At 63.9% G+C, this 24,205-nt stretch carries 21 protein-coding genes, 1 rRNA gene and 2 pseudogenes; 23 read left to right on the top strand and 1 reads right to left on the bottom strand.

Features of this window, described 5'->3' with window-relative positions; all coding sequences use genetic code 11:
- Nucleotides 1-3: 3 nt before the first annotated feature.
- The 21 genes and pseudogenes from A9W99_RS22665 (at nucleotide 4) to A9W99_RS22570 (ending at nucleotide 20,232) form a co-directional block, all read left to right on the top strand.
- The gene (locus A9W99_RS22665) at nucleotides 4-1,329 is read left to right on the top strand and encodes a homoserine dehydrogenase (RefSeq protein ID WP_067383526.1); all 1,326 of its coding nucleotides are present in this window, start codon (nucleotides 4-6) and stop codon (nucleotides 1,327-1,329) included.
- The gene (gene thrC / locus A9W99_RS22660) at nucleotides 1,326-2,408 is read left to right on the top strand and encodes a threonine synthase (RefSeq protein ID WP_067383523.1); all 1,083 of its coding nucleotides are present in this window, start codon (nucleotides 1,326-1,328) and stop codon (nucleotides 2,406-2,408) included. Before A9W99_RS22665 ends, thrC begins: the two co-directional genes overlap by 4 nt.
- A complete protein-coding gene (thrB, locus tag A9W99_RS22655; protein WP_067383519.1) occupies nucleotides 2,408-3,343 on the top strand; it encodes a homoserine kinase in 936 nt (311 codons plus the stop codon). The genes thrC and thrB overlap by 1 nt, the downstream gene beginning before the upstream one ends.
- Nucleotides 3,344-3,618: 275 nt before the next feature.
- Nucleotides 3,619-5,451 carry a transcription termination factor Rho gene (rho, locus tag A9W99_RS22650; RefSeq protein WP_067383516.1) on the top strand — a complete coding sequence of 611 codons (1,833 nt, stop codon included), beginning with the start codon at nucleotides 3,619-3,621 and terminating at the stop codon, nucleotides 5,449-5,451.
- A gap of 111 nt (nucleotides 5,452-5,562) precedes the next feature.
- Nucleotides 5,563-7,137, top strand: coding sequence for a fatty-acid--CoA ligase FadD1 (gene fadD1, locus A9W99_RS22645; RefSeq protein ID WP_067383513.1), 1,575 nt, complete (start codon nucleotides 5,563-5,565; stop codon nucleotides 7,135-7,137).
- 166 nt (nucleotides 7,138-7,303) lie between these two features.
- The gene (gene rpmE / locus A9W99_RS22640) at nucleotides 7,304-7,540 is read left to right on the top strand and encodes a 50S ribosomal protein L31 (protein ID WP_067383510.1); all 237 of its coding nucleotides are present in this window, start codon (nucleotides 7,304-7,306) and stop codon (nucleotides 7,538-7,540) included.
- Nucleotides 7,541-7,638: 98 nt separating this feature from the next.
- Nucleotides 7,639-8,715, top strand: a complete 1,077-nt coding sequence (prfA, locus tag A9W99_RS22635; protein WP_067234604.1) for a peptide chain release factor 1 — start codon at nucleotides 7,639-7,641, stop codon at nucleotides 8,713-8,715.
- Nucleotides 8,712-9,542, top strand: a pseudogene (gene prmC / locus A9W99_RS22630) (peptide chain release factor N(5)-glutamine methyltransferase); the annotation flags it as partial. The gene prfA and the pseudogene prmC, both read left to right, overlap by 4 nt.
- Nucleotides 9,540-9,633 (top strand): annotated as a pseudogene (locus A9W99_RS27860) (sirohydrochlorin chelatase); the annotation flags it as partial. The pseudogenes prmC and A9W99_RS27860, both read left to right, overlap by 3 nt.
- Complete coding sequence (locus A9W99_RS22625; protein WP_067383504.1) at nucleotides 9,632-10,285, top strand: L-threonylcarbamoyladenylate synthase; 654 nt, start codon at nucleotides 9,632-9,634, stop codon at nucleotides 10,283-10,285. The pseudogene A9W99_RS27860 and the gene A9W99_RS22625, both read left to right, overlap by 2 nt.
- Before the next feature lie 44 nt (nucleotides 10,286-10,329).
- On the top strand, nucleotides 10,330-11,571 hold the full coding sequence (rfe, locus tag A9W99_RS22620; RefSeq protein ID WP_156623237.1) for a UDP-N-acetylglucosamine--decaprenyl-phosphate N-acetylglucosaminephosphotransferase: 1,242 nt from the start codon (nucleotides 10,330-10,332) through the stop codon (nucleotides 11,569-11,571).
- A 227-nt stretch (nucleotides 11,572-11,798) separates the two neighbouring features.
- Nucleotides 11,799-12,263 carry an ATP synthase subunit I gene (locus A9W99_RS22615; RefSeq protein ID WP_067383501.1) on the top strand — a complete coding sequence of 155 codons (465 nt, stop codon included), beginning with the start codon at nucleotides 11,799-11,801 and terminating at the stop codon, nucleotides 12,261-12,263.
- Nucleotides 12,253-13,017: a F0F1 ATP synthase subunit A gene (atpB, locus tag A9W99_RS22610; RefSeq protein WP_067383498.1), complete on the top strand. Its 765-nt coding sequence runs from the start codon at nucleotides 12,253-12,255 to the stop codon at nucleotides 13,015-13,017. Before A9W99_RS22615 ends, atpB begins: the two co-directional genes overlap by 11 nt.
- 92 nt (nucleotides 13,018-13,109) lie before the next feature.
- Nucleotides 13,110-13,355, top strand: a complete 246-nt coding sequence (locus tag A9W99_RS22605; protein WP_067383773.1) for a F0F1 ATP synthase subunit C — start codon at nucleotides 13,110-13,112, stop codon at nucleotides 13,353-13,355.
- 9 nt (nucleotides 13,356-13,364) lie between these two features.
- Complete coding sequence (locus tag A9W99_RS22600; protein ID WP_067383495.1) at nucleotides 13,365-13,877, top strand: F0F1 ATP synthase subunit B; 513 nt, start codon at nucleotides 13,365-13,367, stop codon at nucleotides 13,875-13,877.
- Between the two features lie 6 nt (nucleotides 13,878-13,883).
- Nucleotides 13,884-15,227 carry a F0F1 ATP synthase subunit B/delta gene (locus A9W99_RS22595; protein ID WP_067383492.1) on the top strand — a complete coding sequence of 448 codons (1,344 nt, stop codon included), beginning with the start codon at nucleotides 13,884-13,886 and terminating at the stop codon, nucleotides 15,225-15,227.
- A gap of 56 nt (nucleotides 15,228-15,283) precedes the next feature.
- On the top strand, nucleotides 15,284-16,981 hold the full coding sequence (gene atpA, locus A9W99_RS22590; protein WP_067383489.1) for a F0F1 ATP synthase subunit alpha: 1,698 nt from the start codon (nucleotides 15,284-15,286) through the stop codon (nucleotides 16,979-16,981).
- A 6-nt stretch (nucleotides 16,982-16,987) separates the two neighbouring features.
- The gene (locus A9W99_RS22585) at nucleotides 16,988-17,908 is read left to right on the top strand and encodes a F0F1 ATP synthase subunit gamma (RefSeq protein WP_067383487.1); all 921 of its coding nucleotides are present in this window, start codon (nucleotides 16,988-16,990) and stop codon (nucleotides 17,906-17,908) included.
- Between the two features lie 20 nt (nucleotides 17,909-17,928).
- A complete protein-coding gene (gene atpD / locus A9W99_RS22580; protein ID WP_067383484.1) occupies nucleotides 17,929-19,389 on the top strand; it encodes a F0F1 ATP synthase subunit beta in 1,461 nt (486 codons plus the stop codon).
- 27 nt (nucleotides 19,390-19,416) lie between these two features.
- Nucleotides 19,417-19,782: a F0F1 ATP synthase subunit epsilon gene (locus A9W99_RS22575; RefSeq protein WP_067383481.1), complete on the top strand. Its 366-nt coding sequence runs from the start codon at nucleotides 19,417-19,419 to the stop codon at nucleotides 19,780-19,782.
- 6 nt (nucleotides 19,783-19,788) lie between these two features.
- On the top strand, nucleotides 19,789-20,232 hold the full coding sequence (locus A9W99_RS22570; RefSeq protein WP_067383478.1) for a DUF2550 domain-containing protein: 444 nt from the start codon (nucleotides 19,789-19,791) through the stop codon (nucleotides 20,230-20,232).
- A 69-nt stretch (nucleotides 20,233-20,301) separates the two neighbouring features.
- Here A9W99_RS22570 and A9W99_RS22565 read toward each other — a convergent pair whose 3' ends face one another.
- A complete protein-coding gene (locus A9W99_RS22565) occupies nucleotides 20,302-20,880 on the bottom strand; it encodes a cob(I)yrinic acid a,c-diamide adenosyltransferase (protein WP_067383475.1) in 579 nt (192 codons plus the stop codon).
- Between the two features lie 71 nt (nucleotides 20,881-20,951).
- Here A9W99_RS22565 and murA point away from each other — a divergent pair, with 71 nt between their 5' ends.
- Entirely contained in the window at nucleotides 20,952-22,205 is a 1,254-nt protein-coding gene (murA, locus tag A9W99_RS22560) for a UDP-N-acetylglucosamine 1-carboxyvinyltransferase (protein WP_067383472.1), read from the top strand.
- A gap of 303 nt (nucleotides 22,206-22,508) precedes the next feature.
- A 16S ribosomal RNA gene (locus tag A9W99_RS22555) occupies nucleotides 22,509-24,027 on the top strand.
- The last annotated feature ends 178 nt before the right edge of the window (nucleotides 24,028-24,205 follow it).

Raw genomic sequence — 24,205 nt, 5'->3', positions numbered from 1 at the left:
CCCGTGCCGGGTGACGAAAAGGCAATCGGCGTAGCAGTGCTCGGGTTCGGCAACGTCGGCAGCGAAGTGGTCCGCATCATCGAGGACAGCGCGCAGGATCTCGCGGCCCGGGTCGGCGCGCCCTTGGTGTTGCGCGGTATCGGTGTCCGCCGGGTAGCCGACGACCGTGGTGTGCCGATCGATCTGCTCACAGACGACATCGACGAACTCGTGTCACGCGACGACGTCGACATCGTCGTGGAACTGATGGGCCCCTTGGAGCCGGCTCGCAGGGCCATCCTCGGTGCGATGAAGCACGGCAAGTCCGTCGTCACGGCGAACAAGGCGTTGCTGTCGATATCCACCGGCGAATTGGCCCAGGCCGCTGAAAACGCGCATGTTGACCTGTATTTCGAGGCGGCGGTCGCAGGCGCCATCCCCGTCATCCGTCCGCTGACTCAATCGTTGGCCGGAGACACAGTCCTGCGGGTGGCTGGCATCGTCAACGGCACCACCAACTACATCCTCTCGGCCATGGACACCACGGGCGCCGATTACGACAGCGCCCTGGCCGACGCCAGCGCACTGGGCTACGCCGAGGCCGATCCCACTGCCGACGTCGAAGGTTACGACGCGGCGGCCAAGGCCGCGATCCTGGCCTCCATCGCGTTCCACACCCGGGTGACCGCCGACGACGTCTACCGTGAGGGCATCACCAAGATCACCCCGGCCGACTTCGTGTCCGCGCGGGCGCTCGGTTGCACCATCAAGCTCCTGTCGATCTGCGAGCGCATCACCACCGACGAAGAACAGCAACGGCTTTCGGCCCGGGTCTACCCAGCCTTGGTGCCGTTGTCGCATCCGCTCGCCGCAGTCAACGGTGCGTTCAACGCGGTGGTGGTGGAGGCCGAGGCCGCGGGTCGTCTGATGTTCTACGGCCAGGGTGCCGGTGGCGCGCCAACCGCCTCGGCGGTGACGGGCGACCTGGTGATGGCGGCCCGCAACCGGGTGCTGGGCAGCCGTGCACCACGCGAGTCCAAGTACGCCCAACTTCCCGTCGCGCCAATGGGTTTTATCTCTACTCGCTATTACGTCAGCATGAACGTCGCCGACAAGACCGGTGTCCTATCTTCGGTGGCAGCCGAATTCGCCAAGCGCGAGGTGAGCATCGCCGAGGTCCGCCAGGAAGGTGTGTCGGACGAGGGCGGACGCCGGGTGGGGGCCCGCATCGTGGTGGTCACCCACCACGCCACCGAGGCGGCGCTGTCCGAAACCGTCGAGGCGCTGGCCGATTTGGACGTCGTGCAAAATGTCGCAAGCGTGCTGCGGCTGGAAGGAACCGGCCGATGAGTGCCCCCAGGACGGCCATCCACCAGCCCTGGCCAGGCGTGATCGCGGCATACCGCGACCGGCTACCGGTCGGCGACGGCTGGACCCCGGTGACCCTGCAAGAGGGCGGCACCCCGCTGATCGCCGCAACCCGGCTCTCCGAAAAGACCGGCTGCACCATCCATCTCAAGGTCGAGGGCCTCAACCCAACCGGTTCCTTCAAAGACCGGGGCATGACGATGGCGGTCACCGATGCGGTTGCCCGTGGGCAGCAGGCGGTGCTGTGCGCATCCACCGGAAACACCTCGGCGTCGGCCGCCGCGAACGCCGCCCGCGCCGGCATCACCTGCGCGGTGTTGATACCGCAGGGCAAGATCGCGATGGGCAAGCTAGCGCAGGCGGTTATGCACGGCGCCAAGATCATCCAGATCGACGGCAACTTCGACGACTGCCTGGAACTGGCCCGCAAGATGACGTCCGACTTCCCGTCGATCTCCTTGGTCAACTCGGTCAACCCGGTGCGAATCGAGGGTCAGAAGACCGCGGCTTTCGAGATCGTCGATGTGCTGGGCGGTGCACCAGACGTGCATGCCCTTCCGGTCGGTAACGCGGGCAACATCACCGCCTACTGGAAGGGCTACACCGAGTACCACCGCGACGGTGTCATCGACAAGCTGCCCCGCATGCTGGGCACTCAGGCTGCGGGCGCGGCTCCCCTGGTGCACGGCGAACCCGTGAGCCACCCAGAGACCATCGCTACCGCGATCCGGATCGGCGCACCGGCGTCCTGGACTTCGGCCGTAGCGGCCCAACAGGAGTCCAACGGACGCTTCCTGGCCGCTACCGACGAGGAGATCTTGGCCGCATACCACCTCGTCGCCGGCACCGAAGGCGTCTTCGTCGAACCCGCGTCCGCGGCCAGCATCGCGGGCCTGCTCAAGGCCATCGACGACGGCTGGGTGGCCCGCGGGTCGACTGTGGTGTGCACCGTGACCGGCAATGGTCTGAAGGATCCCGATACGGCGCTGAGGGACATGCCGAGGGTGTCGCCGCTGCCGGTGGATCCCGTGGCTGTCGTCAAGCAGTTGGGACTGACGTAATGCTGCCTGCCGGGCTGGTGGGAAGCGCCGTGGTGTCGGCGTCGAGCGCCAACCTCGGTCCGGGCTTCGACAGCATCGGCCTAGCGTTGCATCTCAGCGACGAGATCGTGGTCGAGACAACAGATTCCGACTTGGTTGTGCACGTCGAGGGCGAGGGCGCCGACCAGGTCCCGTTCGGCCCCGATCACCTGGTGGTGCGAGCCGTCACTTGCGGGTTGCAAGCGATGGGACTCAGCGCTCCCGGCCTGGCGGTGCGTTGCCGCAACGCCATTCCGCATTCGCGCGGTCTGGGCTCCTCGGCGGCTGCGGTCGTGGGCGGTCTGGCTGCGGTGAATGGTCTTGCCACGCAAGTAGATTCAAAACCACTGAGCGAAAAGCAGCTGATCCAACTGGCCTCAGAGTTCGAGGGTCATCCCGACAACGCGGGGGCTGCCGTACTCGGCGGCGCGGTGGTGTCGTGGATCGACCGCAGCGGTGGTGCGGCGGTCTACTCGGCGGCGCCGCTGCGACTGCACCCCGAAATCCAGCTCTTCCTGGCGATTCCGCAGGAGCGTTCGTCGACCATAGAGACACGCGTACTGCTTCCGGCCCAGGTCAGCCACGAAGACGCCAGGTTCAACGTCAGCCGTGCTGGATTGCTGGTGCTGGCATTAACCGAGCGGCCGGACCTGCTGATGGCGGCCACAGAAGACGTGTTGCATCAGCCGCAACGCGCTCCGGCGATGCCGGCTTCCGCGGAATATCTGCGGCTCCTTCGGCGTCATAACGTGTCAGCAACGCTTTCAGGCGCGGGACCTGCGGTGATCGCACTAAGTACAGAGGCGGAGCTGCCCACCGAAGCGTTGCAGTTCGGTTCCGCAAATGGGTTTCACGTCACCAAGATGACCGCCGGCGACGGAGTTCGCTGGAGCCCGGGGGTCACGGTCGCCAGTTGAAACACGCCCTTGCCGGTGGGTTTGCTTGCTTCGCGCAGGGAAGCGGGCTATCCTCGGAGCCGTCCAGCAATCGCAGCATCTGCATCTGCATCCATACTGCCTACCCGCTAGGACAACTACCAATTCTTCTCGTGGACGAGGTTCGCCGCTTTATACCGCCAATCCTGGCGATCACCGTTGCAGAGTCGATGAGGCGCACTCGGCAATCTAGCTGAATGCTCCGATGGTTCAGAAACCCTCGTATGACCTGATCAGCGAGGGAAGAAAGGAAATCCGTGACTGATACGGACCTCATCACGGCTGGCGAAAGCACCGAGGGCGATGCGTCCTCGAATGCCGTGACCTCAGACATTTCGGACGTCAAGACCGCTGCGTCGGGCGGCTCCCTGGCCACCATGGTGCTACCCGAACTGCGCGCGCTGGCTAATCAAGCCGGTGTCAAGGGGACGTCGGGAATGCGTAAGAACGAACTGATAGCCGCAATCAAGGAAATCAGGGGACAGGCCAACGGCGCATCCGCCGGCGCTGCCCCATCCGAGACTTCGGCCACGCCGCCGTCGAGCAGTACCGAAAGCCCGGCAGCCCAAGAGCAGCAGAAGGATTCATCGGCCGAGGCGCCGCGCCGCGACCGGCGCAATGCCTCCAGGGAGGCCTCCCAGGACGCCGATTCAGGCTCCCGCACGGCCACCCAACCGGATCGCGAGACTGCGACCCCCGACGAGGATGACAAGCGTCAGGACGGCCGACAGAACGCCAAGCCCGACGATCGCGGGCCAGACGCCGGCAGCGACTCCAGCGGCGACCAACAAAGCTCAGGCGGCCAGCAGCCTCGCGGCGGCTCGAATCAGCAGGAAGACGACGGCGAGGGACGGCAGGGCCGGCGGGGACGCCGGTTCCGGGACCGCAGGCGCCGCGGCGAGCGCACTGGCGAAGGCGCGGACACCGAACTGCGCGAGGACGACGTCGTCCAGCCGGTGGCAGGCATCCTCGATGTTCTCGACAACTACGCATTCGTCCGCACGTCCGGTTACCTCGCCGGTCCGCACGACGTCTACGTGTCGATGAACATGGTGCGCAAGAACGGCCTGCGCCGCGGTGACGCGGTGACCGGCGCTGTTCGGGTGCCCAAGGAAGGCGAGCAGCCCAACCAGCGGCAGAAGTTCAATCCGCTGGTCCGCCTGGACAGCATCAACGGTGGATCGGTCGAGGACGCCAAGAAGCGGCCCGATTTCTCCAAACTGACGCCGCTGTATCCCAACCAGCGGCTGCGTCTGGAAACCACCCCGGATCGGCTGACCACCCGGGTCATCGACCTGATCATGCCGATCGGCAAGGGCCAGCGTGCATTGATCGTGTCGCCACCCAAGGCGGGTAAGACGACGATCCTGCAGGACATCGCCAACGCGATCACCAAGAACAACCCGGAATGCCACCTCATGGTCGTGCTCGTCGACGAGCGGCCCGAGGAGGTCACCGACATGCAGCGTTCGGTCAAGGGCGAGGTCATCGCCTCGACGTTCGACCGCCCGCCGTCAGACCACACGTCGGTTGCCGAGCTGGCGATCGAGCGCGCCAAGCGCCTCGTCGAGCAGGGCAAGGACGTGGTTGTGCTGCTCGACTCGATCACCCGGCTGGGCCGCGCGTACAACAACGCGTCGCCGGCATCGGGCCGCATCCTGTCCGGTGGTGTCGACTCGACCGCGCTCTACCCGCCCAAGCGGTTCTTGGGCGCCGCCCGCAACATCGAAGAGGGCGGATCGCTGACCATCATCGCGACCGCCATGGTAGAGACCGGATCCACCGGCGACACGGTGATCTTCGAAGAGTTCAAGGGCACCGGTAACGCCGAGCTCAAGCTCGACCGCAAGATCTCCGAGCGCCGGGTTTTCCCGGCCGTCGACGTGAACCCGTCGGGCACCCGCAAGGACGAGCTGTTGCTGTCGCCCGACGAGTTCGGCATCGTGCACAAGCTGCGCCGCGTGTTGTCGGGCCTGGACTCTCACCAGGCCATCGACTTGCTGATGTCGCAGCTGCGTAAGACGAAGACCAACTACGAGTTCCTGGTTCAGGTGTCCAAGACGACGCCCGGGTCCATGGACAGCGACTAACTGGCGATAGCGAGCGCGGCGCAGCCGGGCGAAGCGGGTCGCCAGGCGTCGCACAGCCGCAGGTCCCACCCGGTCGGGAGTGCGCCGATTCCGGCCTGCCACCATCGACGCATGGCCGAGACGCTTCAGCAACTGCTTCGTGAGCGTTTGCAGCAGGACACTCCCGCGCTCAAATACGGCGAGCGAGTGTGGACTTGGCGCGAACATCTCGCCGACGCCAGTGCCACCGCCGCGGCCCTGATCCGCGCCGCCGATCCGGGCCCGCCGCTGCATGTCGGCGCCCTGCTCGGCAACACCCCCGAGATGCTCACCGCCATGGCGTCGGCCGCCCTCGGCGGATATGTGCTGTGTGGAATCAACGACACGCGCCGCGGTGCTGCGTTGGTCCGGGACATCGCGCGAGCTGACTGCCAGATCCTGCTCGTCAATGCCGCGCACCGCGAGTTGCTGGATGGTCTCGACCTGCCCGGCGTGCAGGTATTCGACGTGACCGGGGACTCCTGGTCCGCCCGGTTGGCCGAGGCAGGACCGCTGACCCCATATCGCGAGGTCAACCCGACCGATACGTTCATGATGATCTTTACCTCGGGGACCAGCGGAGAACCGAAAGCGGTGCAAATCGCCCACCTGACGGTGTTGTTCGCCGGAACGAACCTGATCGGGCGCTTCGAGATCACCGGCAGCGACGTCTGTTACCTATCGATGCCGCTGTTTCACTCCAACGCGTTGCTGGCCGGCTGGAGCGTGGCGGTCGGTGCCGGCGCGGCCATGGTGCCGACGGCGTTCTCGGCCTCCGGCCTGCTGCCCGACCTGCGGCGGTACGGCATCACCTACATGAACTACGTCGGTAAGCCGCTCGCCTACGTGCTGGCCACCCCCGAACAACCGGACGACCACGACAACCCGCTGCGGGTCGCATTCGGAAACGAAGCAAGCGAGCGGGATATCGCCGAATTCAGTCGCCGGTTCGACTGCACGGTGTGGGACGGGTTCGGCGCCACTGAAGGCGCCATCATCATCACCCGGGAAGACGGCTGCCCGCCGGGGGCGCTCGGCCGGGGTTTCCCAGGTGTCGCCATCTACAACCCCGAGACGCTGGCCGAATGCCCACCGGCCACCTTCGGTGAAGACGGGGCCCTGACCAACGCCGACGAGGCGATCGGCGAATTGGTCAACACCACGGGCGCCGGTCTGTTCTCCGGGTACTACAACGATCCGGATGCCACCAGCGAGCGACTCCGCGACGGCATGTACTGGTCGGGAGACCTCGCCTACCGGGACGATGACGGCTGGATCTACTTCGCCGGACGCAGCGGTGACTGGCTGCGCGTCGACGGAGAGAACATGACCACGGCGCCGATCGAACGGATCTTGCAGCGGCTGCCGCCCGTGAGCCAGGTTGCGGTGTATGCGGTACCCGACGAACACGTGGGCGACCAGGTGATGGCGGCGATCGTGCTGGCCGACAATGCGGACCTGACGCCCGAGGAGTTCGGCGAATTCCTGGCCGGCCAGCCCGATTTGTCACCGAAGGCCTGGCCCCGACGGGTGTGGCTCACCGATCGCCTGCCCGCCACGGCGACCAACAAGATCCTCAAGCGCGAGCTCTCCGCTCGCGGCGCGACCCCGGACGGTGGCGTGTTGTGGACGCGCAACGGAAAAAGCAGCACTTATAGCCGCGTCTAGGTCGCCGGGAATGCGCGGGTGCATCTGTGTGTTTGGGCTGATGTTGGTTGACCTGGCATAATCGACGGTCGACCACCCCAGGACCAGTCCAGGTCCGGAGGAGTTCGAGCCCGACCGCCCGATCGCTCACGGCGGTGGCGGGCGGCCAACGATCGAAGAGGACAGTATGAAATCAGACATTCATCCGGCCTACGAGGCGACCACGGTCGTCTGCGGATGTGGCAACACCTTCGAGACACGCAGCACCAAGCCGGGCGGCCGCATCGTGGTCGAAGTGTGTGCGCAGTGCCACCCGTTCTACACCGGAAAGCAGAAGATCCTGGACAGCGGCGGCCGGGTGGCCCGCTTCGAGAAGCGCTATGGCAAGCGCTCCAAGGCCGACGCGGGTTCAACCGACAAATAGCTGGCTCACCGACGCCCGAACTGTGCTGAAAAATGCACAGGCCGGGCGTCGGTTCGCGTTTGCGGGGACGGTGCGACGAGGGTGCAAGGAGGTGACACATGACGCAGCCGGTACAGACCATTGATGTGCTGCTCGCCGAACACGCGGACCTCGAGCGTGCGCTGGCCGACCCCGAACTGCACAGCAAGCCCGACGAGGCGCGCAAGGCCGGACGCAGGTTCGCGCGGCTGGCGCCGATCGTCGCGACCTACCGCAAACTCGTGTCTGCGCGCGACGACCTGGAGACCGCGCGCGAGCTGGTCGCTGACGACGAGTCGTTTGCCGAAGAGGTCACCGAATTGGAATCGCGGGTGGCCGAACTGGACACTCAACTCACCGACATGCTGGCCCCGCGCGACCCGCATGACGCCGACGACATCCTCCTCGAAGTCAAATCAGGTGAGGGAGGCGAGGAATCCGCGTTGTTCGCCGCCGACTTGGCCCGGATGTACATCCGTTACGCCGAGCGGCATGGCTGGAACGTGACGGTGCTGGACGAAACCACTTCGGATTTGGGCGGTTACAAGGACGCCACCTTAGCCATCGCGAGTAAGGGCGACAGCGCCGACGGGGTGTGGTCGCGCATGAAGTTCGAGGGCGGGGTGCATCGTGTCCAACGGGTTCCCGTGACGGAATCTCAAGGGCGAGTGCATACTTCGGCCGCCGGGGTGCTGGTGTATCCGGAGCCCGAAGAAGTGGGCGAGGTCCAGATCGACGAGTCGGACCTGCGTATCGACGTCTACCGCTCGTCCGGCAAGGGCGGCCAGGGCGTCAACACCACCGACTCCGCGGTGCGCATCACCCATCTGCCCACCGGGATCGTGGTCACTTGCCAAAACGAACGCTCGCAGCTGCAGAACAAGACGCGGGCGTTGCAGGTGCTCGCCGCGCGGCTACAGGCGATGGCCGAGGAGCAGGCACTGGCCGACGCCTCGGCGGACCGCGCCAGCCAGATTCGCACGGTCGACCGCAGCGAACGTATCCGCACCTACAACTTCCCGGAGAACCGGATCACCGATCACCGAATCGGCTACAAGTCACACAATCTCGACCAGGTGCTCGACGGGGACCTGGATGCGCTGTTCGACGCCCTTGGTGCCGCCGACAAGCAGTCCCGGCTGCAACAGACGACATGACCCAACTGCTCCGCGCGATCGACTCCGCTGCGGCACTGCTGGCCGACGCGGGAATCGACTCCGCCCGTTACGACGCCGAGCTGCTGGCCGCGCACCTGGCCGGGACCGACCGCGGCCGGCTCGCGTTGCTCGAAGCGCCGGACGAAGAATTCTTCGGGCGCTACCGCGACGTCGTCGCCGCACGTTCGCGTCGAATTCCCTTGCAGCACATCATCGGGACCGTGGCTTTCGGCCCAGTTGAACTGCATGTCGGTCCGGGTGTGTTCATACCGCGCCCAGAGACCGAGTCCATCTTGGAGTGGGCCACCGTGCAGCGGCTTGGGACGCAGCCGATGATCGTCGACCTGTGTACGGGATCCGGCGCGCTGGCGGTCGCACTGGCCCACCATTGGCCCGCCGCGCGAGTGGTCGGCATCGACGACTCCGGGGCAGCTCTCGAGTACGCGCGGCGCAACGTCGAGGGCACCGCGGTTGAACTCGTGTGCGCCGACATAACCAAGCCGGGCTTACTTCCCGGACTCGACGCACGGGTCGACCTGCTGGTGGCCAACCCGCCCTACGTGCCGGCCGACGTCACGCTGGAACCCGAAGTAGCCCGACACGATCCGCCGCATGCGGTGTTCGGCGGCCCGAACGGGATGGCGGTGATCGCCGCCGTCGTCGACCTCGCCGGCCGCTGGCTGCGTCTCGGCGGTCTGCTTGCCGTCGAGCACGACGACACCACGTCTTTGTCGGCCGTCGAATTGGTATCGAGCACGGGCCTTTTCGACGATGTCGTCGCTCGGCGCGATCTGGCCGGCCGGCCCAGGTTCGTAACGGCAGCGAGGAGCGGCGCCGTTGAGTTCGCGTCGCGACGATGCAGAGCGCAGAGCGATGAGGTGGGGGCACCTCCCGCTTGCGGGGGAGAGCGGCGCCATTGACTGATGTCTACCACTGCGCAGATCCTGACCAGCGTGCGCGCGGAATCGCTGCGGCGGTAGAAGCGCTCAAGGCCGGCCGGCTTGTCGTCATGCCGACCGACACCGTCTACGGCATCGCCGCCGACGCCTTCGTCAGTGCGGCGGTGGCCGCGCTGTTGTCCGCAAAGGGGCGCGGACGCGATATGCCGGTGGGTGTGCTGGTCGGTTCGTGGCACACCATCGAAGGCCTGGTCTACACCGTGCCGGACGGCGCTCGCGAACTCATTCGCGCATTCTGGCCCGGCGCGCTGAGCCTGGTGGTGCGGCAAGCTCCGTCGTTGCAATGGGACCTGGGCGACGCCCGCGGCACCGTGATGCTGCGCATGCCGTTGCACCCGGTCGCCATCGAGCTACTACGCGAGGTTGGGCCGATGGCGGTGTCGAGCGCCAACGTCTCTGGCCGCCCCCCCGCCGTCGACGCCGATGAGGCGCGCAATCAGCTCGGCGATCTCGTCGATGTCTACCTGGATGCGGGTGCGTCCGCGCAGCAGGCCGCCTCCACGATCGTCGACTTGACCGGCGATGCGCCCCGCGTGCTCCGGGCGGGACCGGTCAGCACCGAGCGGATCGCCGAAGTCCTCGGTGTCGACCCGGCCAGTCTGGTCGAATAGCACGCCCGGGCCCTTCGGTGAGCGGTTGTCCGCCACTCAGGTTGGTGCAGTACGGTCTCGACGTGTCCAGCGATGTAACCAGCCTTGCCGGTGGTTTGCTCGCGCTGTCTGATCGCGGTGCCGGTGTCCCCTTGCGTGAGCTTGCGCTGGTCGGGTTGACCGCCGCGATCATCACCTACTTCGCGACCGGGCCGGTCCGGGTGCTGGCCACTCGATTGGGAGCCGTCGCCTACCCACGGGAACGCGACGTGCACGTCACGCCAACCCCGCGGATGGGCGGGCTGGCGATGTTCCTCGGCGTGCTGGCCGCAGTCTTCCTGGCGTCCCAGCTTCCGGCGCTGACCCGCGGCTTCGTCTACTCCACCGGCATGCCCGCGGTGCTGGTGGCAGGTGCGGTGATCATGGGGATCGGGCTGATCGACGACCGCTGGGGCCTCGACGCGCTGACGAAGTTCGCCGGTCAGATCACCGCGGCAAGCGTGCTGGTGACCATGGGGGTCGCGTGGAGCGTGCTGTATATCCCGATCGGCGGCGTCGGCACCATCGTCTTGGACCAGGCGTCTTCGATCCTGCTCACCCTGGCGCTGACCGTCTCGATCGTCAACGCGATGAACTTCGTCGACGGGCTCGACGGACTGGCGGCCGGGTTGGGACTGATCACGGCGTTGGCGATCTGCATCTTCTCGGTCGGTTTGCTTCGCGATCACGGCGGTGACGTGCTGTTCTATCCGCCCGCCGTGATCTCGGTGGTGCTGGCGGGCGCCTGTCTGGGCTTTTTACCGCACAACTTTCACCGCGCCAGGATTTTCATGGGCGACTCGGGTTCGATGCTGATCGGCCTGATGCTGGCCGCGGCCTCCACGACCGCCGCCGGACCCATCTCGCAGAACGCTTACGGCGCGCGCGACGTGTTTGCTCTGCTGTCACCGTTCCTGCTGGTGGTCGCGGTGATGTTCGTGCCGATGCTTGACCTTCTCCTGGCGATCGTCCGCCGCACCCGGGCCGGCCGCAGCGCGTTCAGCCCCGACAAAATGCACCTGCACCACCGGCTGCTGCAGATCGGCCATTCGCACCGCCGGGTGGTGCTGTTGATCTACCTCTGGGTCGGCATCGTCGCATTCGGCGCCGCGAGCACGATCTTCTTCAACCCCCGGCACACCGCGGCGGTGATGCTGGGCGCGATTGTGGTTGCCGGGATCGCTACGGTGATCCCGTTGCTGCGTCGCGGTGATGCCTACGACGACGACTTCGAGGACGACCACCGCGAGGACTACGACACGAAGTAGTAGTGGGCTCTACCATATGGTACGGTGCAGCTAGAACCCCGAAAATCAACCTCGCTGGTCGCCGGCCACCCGGCAGATCGGACGCTGAAACGACCGTGCCGACGCACGACCGACAAAGGAGCTACCCCTTGGGTGATTCCGACGTGACGACTGCGATACGCTCTGCGGGCCACCGATCGGTCGGTTGGGTGGCATCGGCTCCATCAACCTGGGATTGAGGTGCTGCGGTGACGACACCAGCGCAAGACGCGCCGTTGGTGTTTCCCGCTGTTGCCTTCCGCCCCGTTCGGCTGTTCGTCATCTGCGCTGTGCTCACCGCCGCCACGACACTCGGGGCCGCTTATCTCGATCGCCTGATGCTGGGTGTGTTCTTCGGTATCGGATTGCTCCTGGGTTTGCTCAACGCGCTTCTGGTGCGGCGTTCGGTCGGGGCTATCACGGCCCAGGAACACCCGCTGAAAAGGTCGATGGCCTTCAATTCGGTGTCAAGGCTGACGGTCATCACCATTGTCGGACTGGTCATTGCCTACGTCTTTCGTCCTAACGGATTGGGCGTGGTGTTTGGGCTGGCGCTGTTCCAGGTACTACTGGTGTTTTCGACCGCGATGCCGATTTGGAAGAAGCTGCGCGAAGGGCAGTATCCGGCCACTGCGTCGCAAGGGACGGAAGGGGGGAGCACCAGTGACGACTGAGATCGTCCTGGCCGCCGGCCAAATCGAGGTCGGCCATCACCACAAAGAACACTGGCTGGGGTTGGTGGTCAACGTCGATACGGTGATCTCGACCGCCCTCGCGGCGCTGATTGTCCTCGCGCTGGCTTTCTACCTGCGTAGGAAGGTCACCTCGAAGGACGTACCCGGTGGGGTCCAGCTGTTCTGGGAGGCCATCACCATCCAGATGCGCGATCAGATCGAAAGCGCGATCGGGATGCGGATCGCCCCGTTCGTGCTGCCTCTGGCCGTCACGATCTTCGTGTTCATCCTGATCTCCAACTGGCTGTCAGTGCTGCCCCTGCAATACAAAGACCCAAAAACCGGGAAGGCCGAGGAGTTGCTGACACCGGCGGCGGGAGACATCAACTACGTGCTGGCGCTCGCACTGTTCGTGTTCTTCTGCTACCACGCGGCCGGGATCTGGCGCCGTGGGATACTCGGTCATCCGCTCAAGCTCGTCAAGGGCCACGTCGCATTCCTGGCGCCGATCAACATCGTCGAAGAACTCGCCAAGCCAATCTCGTTGTCCCTCCGACTCTTCGGCAATATCTTCGCCGGCGGCATCTTGGTGACACTGATTGCGGCCCTCATCCCGTCGGTCGTCATGTGGGCGCCGAACGCGATCTGGAAGTCGTTCGACTTGTTCGTCGGCGCCATTCAGGCCTTCATCTTTTCTATCCTGACGGTCTTGTACTTCAGCCAGGCGATGGAGATCGAGGATCACCATGACTGAAACCGCCATGAATCGGCGCCCCACACACTGTTACAGAAGCCTGGTAGACCGCTACCAGATAGCCACCAGATAAAGGAGGAAAAAGAATGCCAATGGACCCCCAGATCGCCCAGGGTGCACTCATCGGCGGCGGCTTGATCATGGCCGGCGGCGCGATCGGTGCCGGTATTGGTGACGGTATTGCCGGTAACGCGCTGGTTTCGGGTATCGCCCGCCAACCCGAGGCGCAGGGCCGCTTGTTCACGCCGTTCTTCATCACCGTCGGTCTGGTCGAGGCGGCCTACTTCATCAACCTCGCGTTCATGGCGTTGTTCGTCTTCGCAACTCCCGTCAAGTAATCCGCTGTGATGGGGGACGCGACCGTCATCGTTCTGGCCGCGAGCCAGGCAGCCGAGGAAGGCGAGAACAACAACTTCCTCGCGCCTAACGGCACGTTTTTCTTCGTGCTGGCCATCTTTCTCATCGTGCTGGCCGTCATCGGCATCTTCGTGGTGCCACCGATCATGAAGGTGTTGCATGAACGCGAGGCCATGGTCGACAAGACGGCCGCCGACACCAAGAAGTCGGCCGAGCAGTTCGCCGCGGCCCAGGCCGATTACGAAGAAGCGATGAAGGAAGCCCGAGTCGAGGCGTCGTCGTTGCGCGACAATGCCCGGGCAGAGGGACGTAAGGTCATCGAAGACGCACGCGCGGACGCCGAACAGCAGGTGGCAACGAGTTTGGCGATGGCCAACGAACAGTTAAAGCGGGAGAGGGACGCCGTGGAACTGGATTTACGCGCCAATGTCGCGACCATGTCGTCCACACTTGCCAGCCGAATCCTCGGCGTAGACGTGACCTCCTCGGCTGCGACGGGGTAGCCAGCGATGGACGTTTTTATCGGGCAGCTGGTTGGATTCGCGCTCATCGTGCTCCTGGTGGTGCGTTATGTCGTGCCGCCTGTCCGCCGTTTGATGACTGCTCGACAGGAAACCGTGCGCCAGCAGTTGAAAGATTCGGCCGCGGCGGCCCAGCGGCTAACCGAGTCGACGACGGCGCACAGCAAGGCTGTCCAAGCCGCCGAAGAAGAAGGTAAGCGGGTCGTCGAAGAGGCCAAGTCAGACTCCGAACGCATTGCCGAGCAGCTGCGCGCCCAGGCCGAAGCCGATGCGGAACGCGTCAAGGCGCAAGGCACCCGTCAGGTCGAGCTGCTACGGGCACAGCTGATCCGTCAACTTCGCTTAGAGCTTGGGCACGAATCGGTCCGCCAGGCAAGGGAATTGGTGCGCAACTACGTCGCAGACCCCGACCAGCAGTCGGCTACAGTCGATCGCTTTCTCGACGAGCTCGATGAGATGGCGCCGGAGGCGGCCAACGTCGCGTCACCGGTGTTGGCAAAGATGCGATCGTCGAGTCGTCGGGCGCTGGGCAACGTGCTGGATCGGTTCGACACAATTGCCGATAACCTTGACAATCCAGGCCTGGAAAAGCTTGCCGATGAGCTGGTGTCAGTAGCCGGGATGCTGAACCGCGAAATCGTTGTCACCCGGTATCTCACTGTGCCCGCCGAAGATTCAGCTCCCAGGGTCAGATTGATCGAGCGCATCCTAGACGGCAAGGTCGCCGATCCCACGCTCGACGTGCTGCGTGCAGCCGTGTCGGAGCGTTGGTCGGCCAACGGCGACCTAGTAGACGCGATAGAGCACGTATCGCGGCAAGCCCTGCTGAAAGTCGCGGAAAACGAGGGGCGGATCGACGAGGTCGAAGACCAGTTGTTCCGATTTTCCCGGATTCTTGACGCGCAGCCACGGCTTGCCATCCTGTTGGGCGATCACACGAGTCCGGCCGACGGTCGGGTTGGCTTGCTGCGCAACGTGCTCAAGAGCGCGAGCGGCAGAAGCAACAGAATTACGAATGCCCTGCTGTCCCAGACGGTTGAGTTGCTCAGAGGTCACCAGACGGCCGATGAGGCCGTGCAGCTCTTGGCCGAGGCAGCGGTGGCGCGGCGCGGCGAAGTCGTCGCGCAAGTGAGCGCTGCGGCCGAACTCAGTGACGCACAGCGCACGCGCGTCACCGAGGTGCTGAGCCGCATTTACGGCCATCCGGTAGCCGTGCAGCTGCAAATCGACGCCGAACTGCTCGGTGGCCTCTTAGTCTCTGTAGGTGACGAGGTGATCGACGGAACCCTCAAGTCTCGTCTGACCGCGGCCGAGACGCAGTTGCCGGATTAAACCCGACTGAAACATGAACTAGCCAGCACCAATTCGAAGTAGGAAGACGAAAAGCCATGGCCGACTTGACTATCTCCGCTGATGACATCCAGAGCGCGATCGAAGAATACGTAAGCTCCTTCACCTCCGATACCGCCCGCGAAGAGGTCGGCACGGTCACCGACGCCGGCGACGGTATCGCGCACGTCGAGGGCTTGCCGTCCGTGATGACCCAGGAGCTACTCGAGTTCGAGGGTGGAGTGCAGGGCGTCGCGCTCAACCTCGACGAGCACAGCATCGGCGCGGTAATCCTCGGTGACTTCGACAAGCTCGAAGAAGGCCAACAGGTCAAGCGCACCGGCGACGTCCTGTCGGTTCCCGTTGGCGACGGGTTCTTGGGTCGTGTGATCAATCCGCTGGGCCAGCCGATCGACGGAGGCGGGGACATCGAATCCGAGACCCGGCGTGCGCTCGAACTGCAGGCACCCTCGGTGGTGAACCGGCAGGGGGTGAAGGAGCCGCTGCAGACCGGGATCAAGGCCATCGACGCAATGACCCCGATCGGTCGCGGCCAGCGCCAGCTGATCATCGGCGACCGCAAGACCGGCAAAACAGCTGTCTGCGTGGACACCATCCTCAACCAGCGGCAGAACTGGGAGAGTGGCGATGAGCAGAAGCAGGTGCGCTGCGTGTACGTGGCCATCGGTCAGAAGGGAACCACGATTGCCGCTGTCCGCCAGGCGCTGGAGGACGGCGGGGCGATGGATTACACCACTATCGTCGCCGCGCCGGCATCGGAATCCGCTGGCTTCAAATGGCTTGCACCATATACCGGTTCAGCGATTGCACAACACTGGATGTACGACGGCAAGCACGTGCTGATCGTCTTTGACGACTTGAGCAAGCAGGCCGAGGCGTACCGCGCGATCTCGCTGCTGCTGCGCCGCCCGCCCGGTCGCGAGGCCTACCCCGGCGACGTGTTCTATCTGCATTCGCGGCTGTTAGAGCGCTGCGCCAAGCTTTCCGATGAGCTCGGTGGCGGCTCGCTGACCGGTCTGCCGATCATCGAGACCAAGGCCAACGACATTTCGGCCTACATCCCGACCAACGTCATCTCGATCACCGACGGGCAGTGCTTCCTAGAGTCCGATTTGTTCAACCAGGGTGTCCGGCCGGCCATCAATGTCGGTGTCTCGGTGTCCCGCGTGGGTGGTGCTGCTCAGATCAAGGCAATGAAGGAAGTGGCCGGTTCGTTGCGTCTGGATCTGTCGCAGTACCGCGAATTGGAATCGTTCGCGGCCTTCGCTTCGGATCTCGATGACACCTCGAAGAAGCAGCTGGAGCGCGGTGAGCGCCTGGTCGAGCTGCTCAAGCAACCTCAACAGCAGCCCATGCCGGTAGAGGAGCAGGTCGTCTCGATCTTCCTGGGCACCGGTGGGCATCTGGATTCGGTGCCCGTGGACGATATCAAGCGGTTCGAATCCGAGATCTTGGACCACATGCGGGCATCCGAGGAAACACTGCTCGAAGAGATCCGGTCGAGCGGGAAGCTCAGCGAAGAAAACGAAGAAAAGCTGACTGACATCATCAAGCACTTCAAGGACGGCTTCGCGGCCAGCGATGGCAGTTCCGTGGTGCCCGACGAACATGTCGGGGCCATGGATGAAGAAGAGCTCGGCAAGGAGTCGGTGCAAGTCAAGAAAGAGAAGCCCAAGGACAAGAAGAAGTCCAAGGACACCAAGACGGAATCAGTGGAAAAGAAGGACAAGAAGTAGTTAACGATGGCTGCCACACTCCGTGAACTGCGCGGTCGGATCCGCTCGGCGGGGTCGATCAAGAAGATCACCAAGGCCCAGGAGCTGATCGCGACATCGCGTATCGGCAGGGCACAAGCTCGGCTGGAATCCGCACGGCCCTATGCATTCCACATCACGACGATGCTTACGACTTTGTCATCCGAAGCCGCCCTGGACCATCCGTTGCTCGTCGAGCGATCGGAACCGAAGCGGGCCGGCGTCCTGGTGCTGTCGTCCGACCGTGGCTTGTGCGGTGCGCACAACTCCACCATCTTCCGTCGCTCGGAAGAGCTGTTCTCCCTGCTGCGGGAAGAAGGAAAGCAGCCGATTCTGTACACGGTGGGCCGTAAAGCCCAGAACTACTACACATTCCGGAACTGGGACATCGTCGAGTCGTGGGCGGGCTTCTCCGAGCAACCCAAGGTCGAAAATGCCACCGAAATCAGTGAGACTTTGGTTGATGCGTTCATGAAGGGCACCGGCGACGACAATCAGCAGTCCGACGATGACGCCGGCGTCGACGAACTGCACATCGTGTACTCCGAGTTCAAGTCGATGATGTCGCAATCCCCGGCGGCCCACCGGATGGCTCCCCTGGTGGTGGAGTATGTCGAAAAAGAAGAGAAGGACCTCCGCACCCTGTACTCGTTCGAGCCCGACGCGACGACGCTGTTCGACGCGCTGCTGCCGCGCTATCTGACCACCCGCGTCTACGCGGCACTGCTGGAATCGGCAGCATCGGAGCTGGCCTCGCGCCAGCGCGCGATGAAGTCGGCTACCGACAACGCCGACGACCTCATCAAGGATCTCACCCTGGAGGCGAACCGCCAGCGGCAGGCCGAGATCACCCAGGAAATCAGTGAAATCGTCGGCGGCGCAAACGCGCTCGCCGAGGCCGCTAACTAGCCACGAGGAAACGAAGAGATATGACTGCTACAGACGAAAAGACCGACAAGAAGTCGTCAAACTCCGACACCAGCGGCCGGGTGGTTCGGGTGGCCGGGCCGGTCGTCGACGTCGAGTTTCCGCGCGGTTCGGTTCCGGAGCTCTTCAACGCGCTGAACGCCGACATCACGTTCGAGTCACTCAAGAAGAAACTCACCTTGGAGGTGGCACAACACCTGGGTGACAACCTTGTGCGCACGATCTCGTTGCAGCCCACCGACGGCCTGGTGCGCGGCGTCGAGGTCACCGACTCCGGTGACTCGATTTCGGTGCCGGTCGGCGAAGGCGTCAAGGGCCACGTCTTCAACGCCCTGGGCGACTGCCTGGACGAGGAGGGGTACGGAGAAGACTTCGACCACTGGTCGATTCACCGCAAGCCGCCGGCCTTCGAGGATCTGGAGCCCCGGACCGAGATGCTCGAGACGGGCCTCAAGGTCGTCGACCTGCTGACGCCATATGTGCGTGGCGGCAAGATCGCCTTGTTCGGCGGTGCCGGGGTTGGCAAGACGGTGCTCATCCAGGAGATGATCAACCGCATCGCCCGAAACTTCGGTGGCACTTCGGTTTTCGCCGGCGTGGGGGAGCGCACGCGCGAGGGTAACGACCTGTGGGTCGAGCTCAAGGAAGCCGACGTGCTCAAGGACACCGCGCTAGTATTCGGTCAGATGGATGAGCCGCCCGGCACGCGTATGCGGGTGGCGCTGTCGGCGTTGACGATGGCGGAGTGGTTCCGTGACGAGGCGGGCCAGGACGTGCTGTTGTTCATCGACAACATCTTCCGGTTCACCCAGGCCGGTTCGGAGGTGTCGACACTGCTCGGTCGTATGCCGTCAGCGGTGGGCTACCAGCCCACGCTGGCCGACGAGATGGGCGAGCTACAGGAGCGCATTACCTCGACGCGAGGCAAGTCGATTACGTCCATGCAGGCCGTATATGTGCCTGCCGACGACTACACGGACCCGGCGCCCGCGACCACGTTCGCGCACCTGGACGCCACCACCGAGTTGTCGCGTTCCGTGTTCTCCAAGGGCATCTTCCCGGCCGTCGACCCGCTGGCGTCGAGCTCGACCATCCTCGACCCAGGCATTGTGGGTGACGAGCACTACCGTGTGGCGCAGGAGACCATTCGAATCCTGCAGCGCTACAAGGACCTTCAGGACATCATCGCGATCCTCGGTATTGACGAGCTATCGGAAGAGGACAAGCAGCAGGTGCAGCGCGCCCGACGCATCGAGCGGTTCCTGTCGCAGAACATGATGGCGGCCGAACAATTCACCGGCCAACCGGGTTCGACGGTGCCGTTGAAAGAGACCATCGAGGCGTTCGACAAGCTCACGAAGGGCGACTTTGACCACATACCGGAGCAGGCGTTCTTCTTGATCGGCGGCCTCGACGACCTGGCCAAGAAAGCCGAAGGCTACGGCGCCAAGCTCGAATCCTGAGTCAAGAGGCTTGAAAGGTATTGTGGCATGGCCGAAATGAACGTTCAGATCGTCGCCGTCGACCGAGAGATATGGTCGGGCGAGGCAACGTTCGTTTTCACCCGCACCACTGTCGGCGAGATCGGTATCCTGCCCCGCCACATTCCGTTGGTAGCGCAACTGGTCGACGACGCCATGGTGCGGGTCGAGCGAGAGGGCGACGACGATCTGCGGGTCGCGGTGGATGGCGGCTTTATGTCGGTGACCGAAGAGGGAGTCACCATTCTCGCCGAAGCCGCCGAGTTCGAGTCGGAAATCGACGAAAGCGCCGCCAAGCAGGATTCCGAGTCTGACGACCCCAAGGTCGCGGCCCGAGGTCGTGCCAGATTGCGCGCCCTCGGCGCGATCGACTAGCCGCCGATGAGCGCGCCCATGTGGGCCATGGCCGTGCTCGTCGTGGTGTTGGGAGTTGCTGTCCTGGCGCTGAGTTACCGGCTGTGGAAGCTGCGTCAGGGCGGAACAGCGGGAATCATGCGGGATATCCCCGCTGTCGGGGGTCACGGCTGGCGGCACGGTGTAATCCGTTATCGCGGTGGCGAAGCCGCGTTCTATCGGTTGTCCAGTCTGCGACTGTGGCCGGATCGCCGGCTCAGCCGGCGGGGTGTGGAGATCGTGGCCCGGCGCGGGCCGCGCGGCGACGAGTACGACATCATGACCGACGAGATTGTCGTGCTTGAATTGCGTGACACCACACAGGATCGCCGTTCGGGCTACGAGCTGGCGCTGGATCAAGGTGCGCTGACGGCGTTCCTGTCCTGGCTGGAGTCTCGCCCGTCACCGCGCGCCCGGCGCCGCAGCGTGTGACACAGCCTCGGCGAGCAGACGCAAATTCCCTGGCGCGGGGCAGATTTGGGCGATTTTGCGTCGTTCACGCTAGCTTGCGGCGCCGCCGCCCGGTCGCCACAACACGTCGTCCCCCGCGTTGGCTACCCGCGACAGGATGAAGAGCAGATCCGACAGTCGGTTCAGGTATTTCGCCGGCAGCGTGCTGACACCGTCCGCGTGCGCGTCGACGGCGGCCCACGCCGACCGCTCGGCTCGACGAACCACCGTGCGCGCCACGTGCAGTAGCGCAGACAACGGTGAACCACCGGGCAGCACAAAGGAATTCAACGTGGGAAGAGCTTCGTTGTAGCGGTCGCACCAACCCTCGAGCCGGTCGATATACGGTTGGCTGACGCGCAGCGGCGGATGCTCCGGGTTATCCACCACAGGAGTCGACAGGTCCGCTCCCGCATCGAACAAGTCGTTTTGAATCTGACGCAGCATGTCCGCGATTTCCGGCTCGGGCTTTCCCACCGCGATTGCGGTGCCGATCGCGGAATTGGCCTCGTCGCAATCCGCATACGCCACCAAACGTGCATCATTCTTCGAGACTCGCGAGAAATCACTCAGCCCCGTCGTTCCGTCGTCGCCCGTGCGCGTATAGATGCGGGTCAGATGTACTGCCATGAGCAAAACGGTACCGGGCTGACCGTCTTAGCTGACTGACAACCCGATACCGCTTTACTACACTGACCCGGGTGGCTGAGCGTTTCGTGGTGACCGGGGGCAACCGGTTGTCCGGCCGAGTCACCGTCGGGGGCGCCAAGAACAGCGTGCTCAAGCTCATGGCCGCGACGTTGCTGGCCGAGGGCACCAGCACCATCACCAACTGTCCCGACATCCTCGACGTGCCGCTGATGGCGGAGGTGCTGCGGGGCCTGGGCGCCACCGTCGAACTCGACGGCGACGTTGCGCGAATCACCTCGCCCGACGAACCCAAGTACGACGCCGACTTCGCTGCGGTCCGGCAGTTCCGCGCGTCGGTCTGCGTACTCGGGCCGCTGGTCGGCCGGTGCAAGCGGGCCAGGGTTGCGCTCCCGGGTGGCGACGCGATCGGATCGCGTCCGCTGGATATGCACCAGGCTGGCCTGCGGCAGCTGGGCGCGCGCTGCAACATCGAGCACGGCTGCGTGGTTGCCCAAGCAGAAACGTTGCGCGGCGCGGAGATTCAGCTGGAGTTCCCGTCGGTGGGAGCTACCGAGAACATCCTGATGGCCGCCGTCCTGGCCGAGGGTGTCACCACAATCCACAACGCTGCGCGAGAGCCCGACGTGGTCGATCTGTGCACGATGCTCAATCAGATGGGCGCACAGGTGGACGGCGCGGGGTCGCCGACCATGACCATCACCGGCGTCCCGCGGCTGTATCCGACCGAGCACCGCGTGATCGGTGACCGAATCGTGGCCGCCACCTGGGGCATCGCGGCTGCCATGACCCGCGGTGACATCACCGTGAGCGGCGTCGATCCGGCCCACCTGCAGGTGGTGTTGCACAAGCTGCACGACGCGGGGGCGACCGTCACGCAGACCGACGACAGTTTCCGGGTGGCCCAGTACGAACGCCCCAAGGCGGTCAACGTCGCGACATTGCCGTTCCCTGGCTTTCCCACCGACCTGCAGCCGATGGCGATCGCGCTGGCCTCGATAGCCGACGGCACGTCGATGATCACGGAGAACGTGTTCGAGGCACGGTTCCGGTTCGTCGAAGAGATGATTCGACTCGGCGCCGATGCCCGCACCGACGGCCATCACGCCGTCGTCCGGGGTCTTCCGCAACTCTCGAGCGCGCCCGTCTGGTGCTCGGACATCCGGGCCGGCGCCGGATTGGTGTTGGCGGGCCTGGTCGCCGACGGAGACACCGAGGTCCACGACGTTTTCCACATCGATCGCGGCTACCCGTTGTTCGTGGAGAACCTGGCGAGTTTGGGTGCGGAGATCGAGAGGGTAGAGTAGCGGGCAGGTTAGTGCCCGACAGCGCGGTCACCAGCAGAAGGTGACTGAAACTGAGGGTTGACCACTCTGCCGGACCTGTATTAAGCTGGCAGGGTTGCCCCGAAGCGGGCGAAAACAAGCATGAGCGTGTTGTTTGAGAACTCAATAGTGTGTTTGGTGTTTTTGTTTGTTGTTGTTTTTTGACCATATCTTGCACCCCCCGTGTGAGGGTATGGTCGTTTTTTGATGCCAGTTGATTTGGTGTCTTTTTGTTAGGTCAGATTTTCTCTGATTGTAAATTCACCTCGCTTGTCGAGGGGTTTTTGTTTGGAGAGTTTGATCCTGGCTCAGGACGAACGCTGGCGGCGTGCCTAACACATGCAAGTCGAACGGAAAGGTCTCTTCGGAGACACTCGAGTGGCGAACGGGTGAGTAACACGTGGGTAATCTGCCCTGCACATCGGGATAAGCCTGGGAAACTGGGTCTAATACCGGATATGACCTCGGGACGCATGTCCTGTGGTGGAAAGCTTTTGCGGTGTGGGATGGGCCCGCGGCCTATCAGCTTGTTGGTGGGGTGATGGCCTACCAAGGCGACGACGGGTAGCCGGCCTGAGAGGGTGTCCGGCCACACTGGGACTGAGATACGGCCCAGACTCCTACGGGAGGCAGCAGTGGGGAATATTGCACAATGGGCGCAAGCCTGATGCAGCGACGCCGCGTGGGGGATGACGGCCTTCGGGTTGTAAACCTCTTTCAGCAGGGACGAAGCGCAAGTGACGGTACCTGCAGAAGAAGCACCGGCCAACTACGTGCCAGCAGCCGCGGTAATACGTAGGGTGCGAGCGTTGTCCGGAATTACTGGGCGTAAAGAGCTCGTAGGTGGTTTGTCGCGTTGTTCGTGAAATCTCACGGCTTAACTGTGAGCGTGCGGGCGATACGGGCAGACTGGAGTACTGCAGGGGAGACTGGAATTCCTGGTGTAGCGGTGGAATGCGCAGATATCAGGAGGAACACCGGTGGCGAAGGCGGGTCTCTGGGCAGTAACTGACGCTGAGGAGCGAAAGCGTGGGGAGCGAACAGGATTAGATACCCTGGTAGTCCACGCCGTAAACGGTGGGTACTAGGTGTGGGTTTCCTTCCTTGGGATCCGTGCCGTAGCTAACGCATTAAGTACCCCGCCTGGGGAGTACGGCCGCAAGGCTAAAACTCAAAGGAATTGACGGGGGCCCGCACAAGCGGCGGAGCATGTGGATTAATTCGATGCAACGCGAAGAACCTTACCTGGGTTTGACATGCACAGGACGCGTCTAGAGATAGGCGTTCCCTTGTGGCCTGTGTGCAGGTGGTGCATGGCTGTCGTCAGCTCGTGTCGTGAGATGTTGGGTTAAGTCCCGCAACGAGCGCAACCCTTGTCTCATGTTGCCAGCGGGTAATGCCGGGGACTCGTGAGAGACTGCCGGGGTCAACTCGGAGGAAGGTGGGGATGACGTCAAGTCATCATGCCCCTTATGTCCAGGGCTTCACACATGCTACAATGGCCGGTACAAAGGGCTGCGATACCGCAAGGTTAAGCGAATCCTTTTAAAGCCGGTCTCAGTTCGGATCGGGGTCTGCAACTCGACCCCGTGAAGTCGGAGTCGCTAGTAATCGCAGATCAGCAACGCTGCGGTGAATACGTTCCCGGGCCTTGTACACACCGCCCGTCACGTCATGAAAGTCGGTAACACCCGAAGCCAGTGGCCTAACCCTCGGGAGGGAGCTGTCGAAGGTGGGATCGGCGATTGGGACGAAGTCGTAACAAGGTAGCCGTACCGGAAGGTGCGGCTGGATCACCTCCTTTCTAAGGAGCACCACGAAAAGCACTCCAATTGGTGGAGTGTGAGCCGTGAGGGGTTCTCGTCTGTAGTGGACGAGGGCCGGGTGCGCAACAACAAGCAAGCCAGACACACTATTGGGTCCTGAGGCAACACCCCAGGCTGTTAAGGGTTGTTGTCCCGCCATCTTGGTGGTGGGGTGTG

Source organism: Mycobacterium sp. 1164966.3 (assembly GCF_001665395.1).
Lineage (GTDB): Bacteria > Actinomycetota > Actinomycetes > Mycobacteriales > Mycobacteriaceae > Mycobacterium.
Note: the sequence above shows the minus strand (reverse complement) of the source record. Positions and strands in the feature narration are given on the sequence as shown.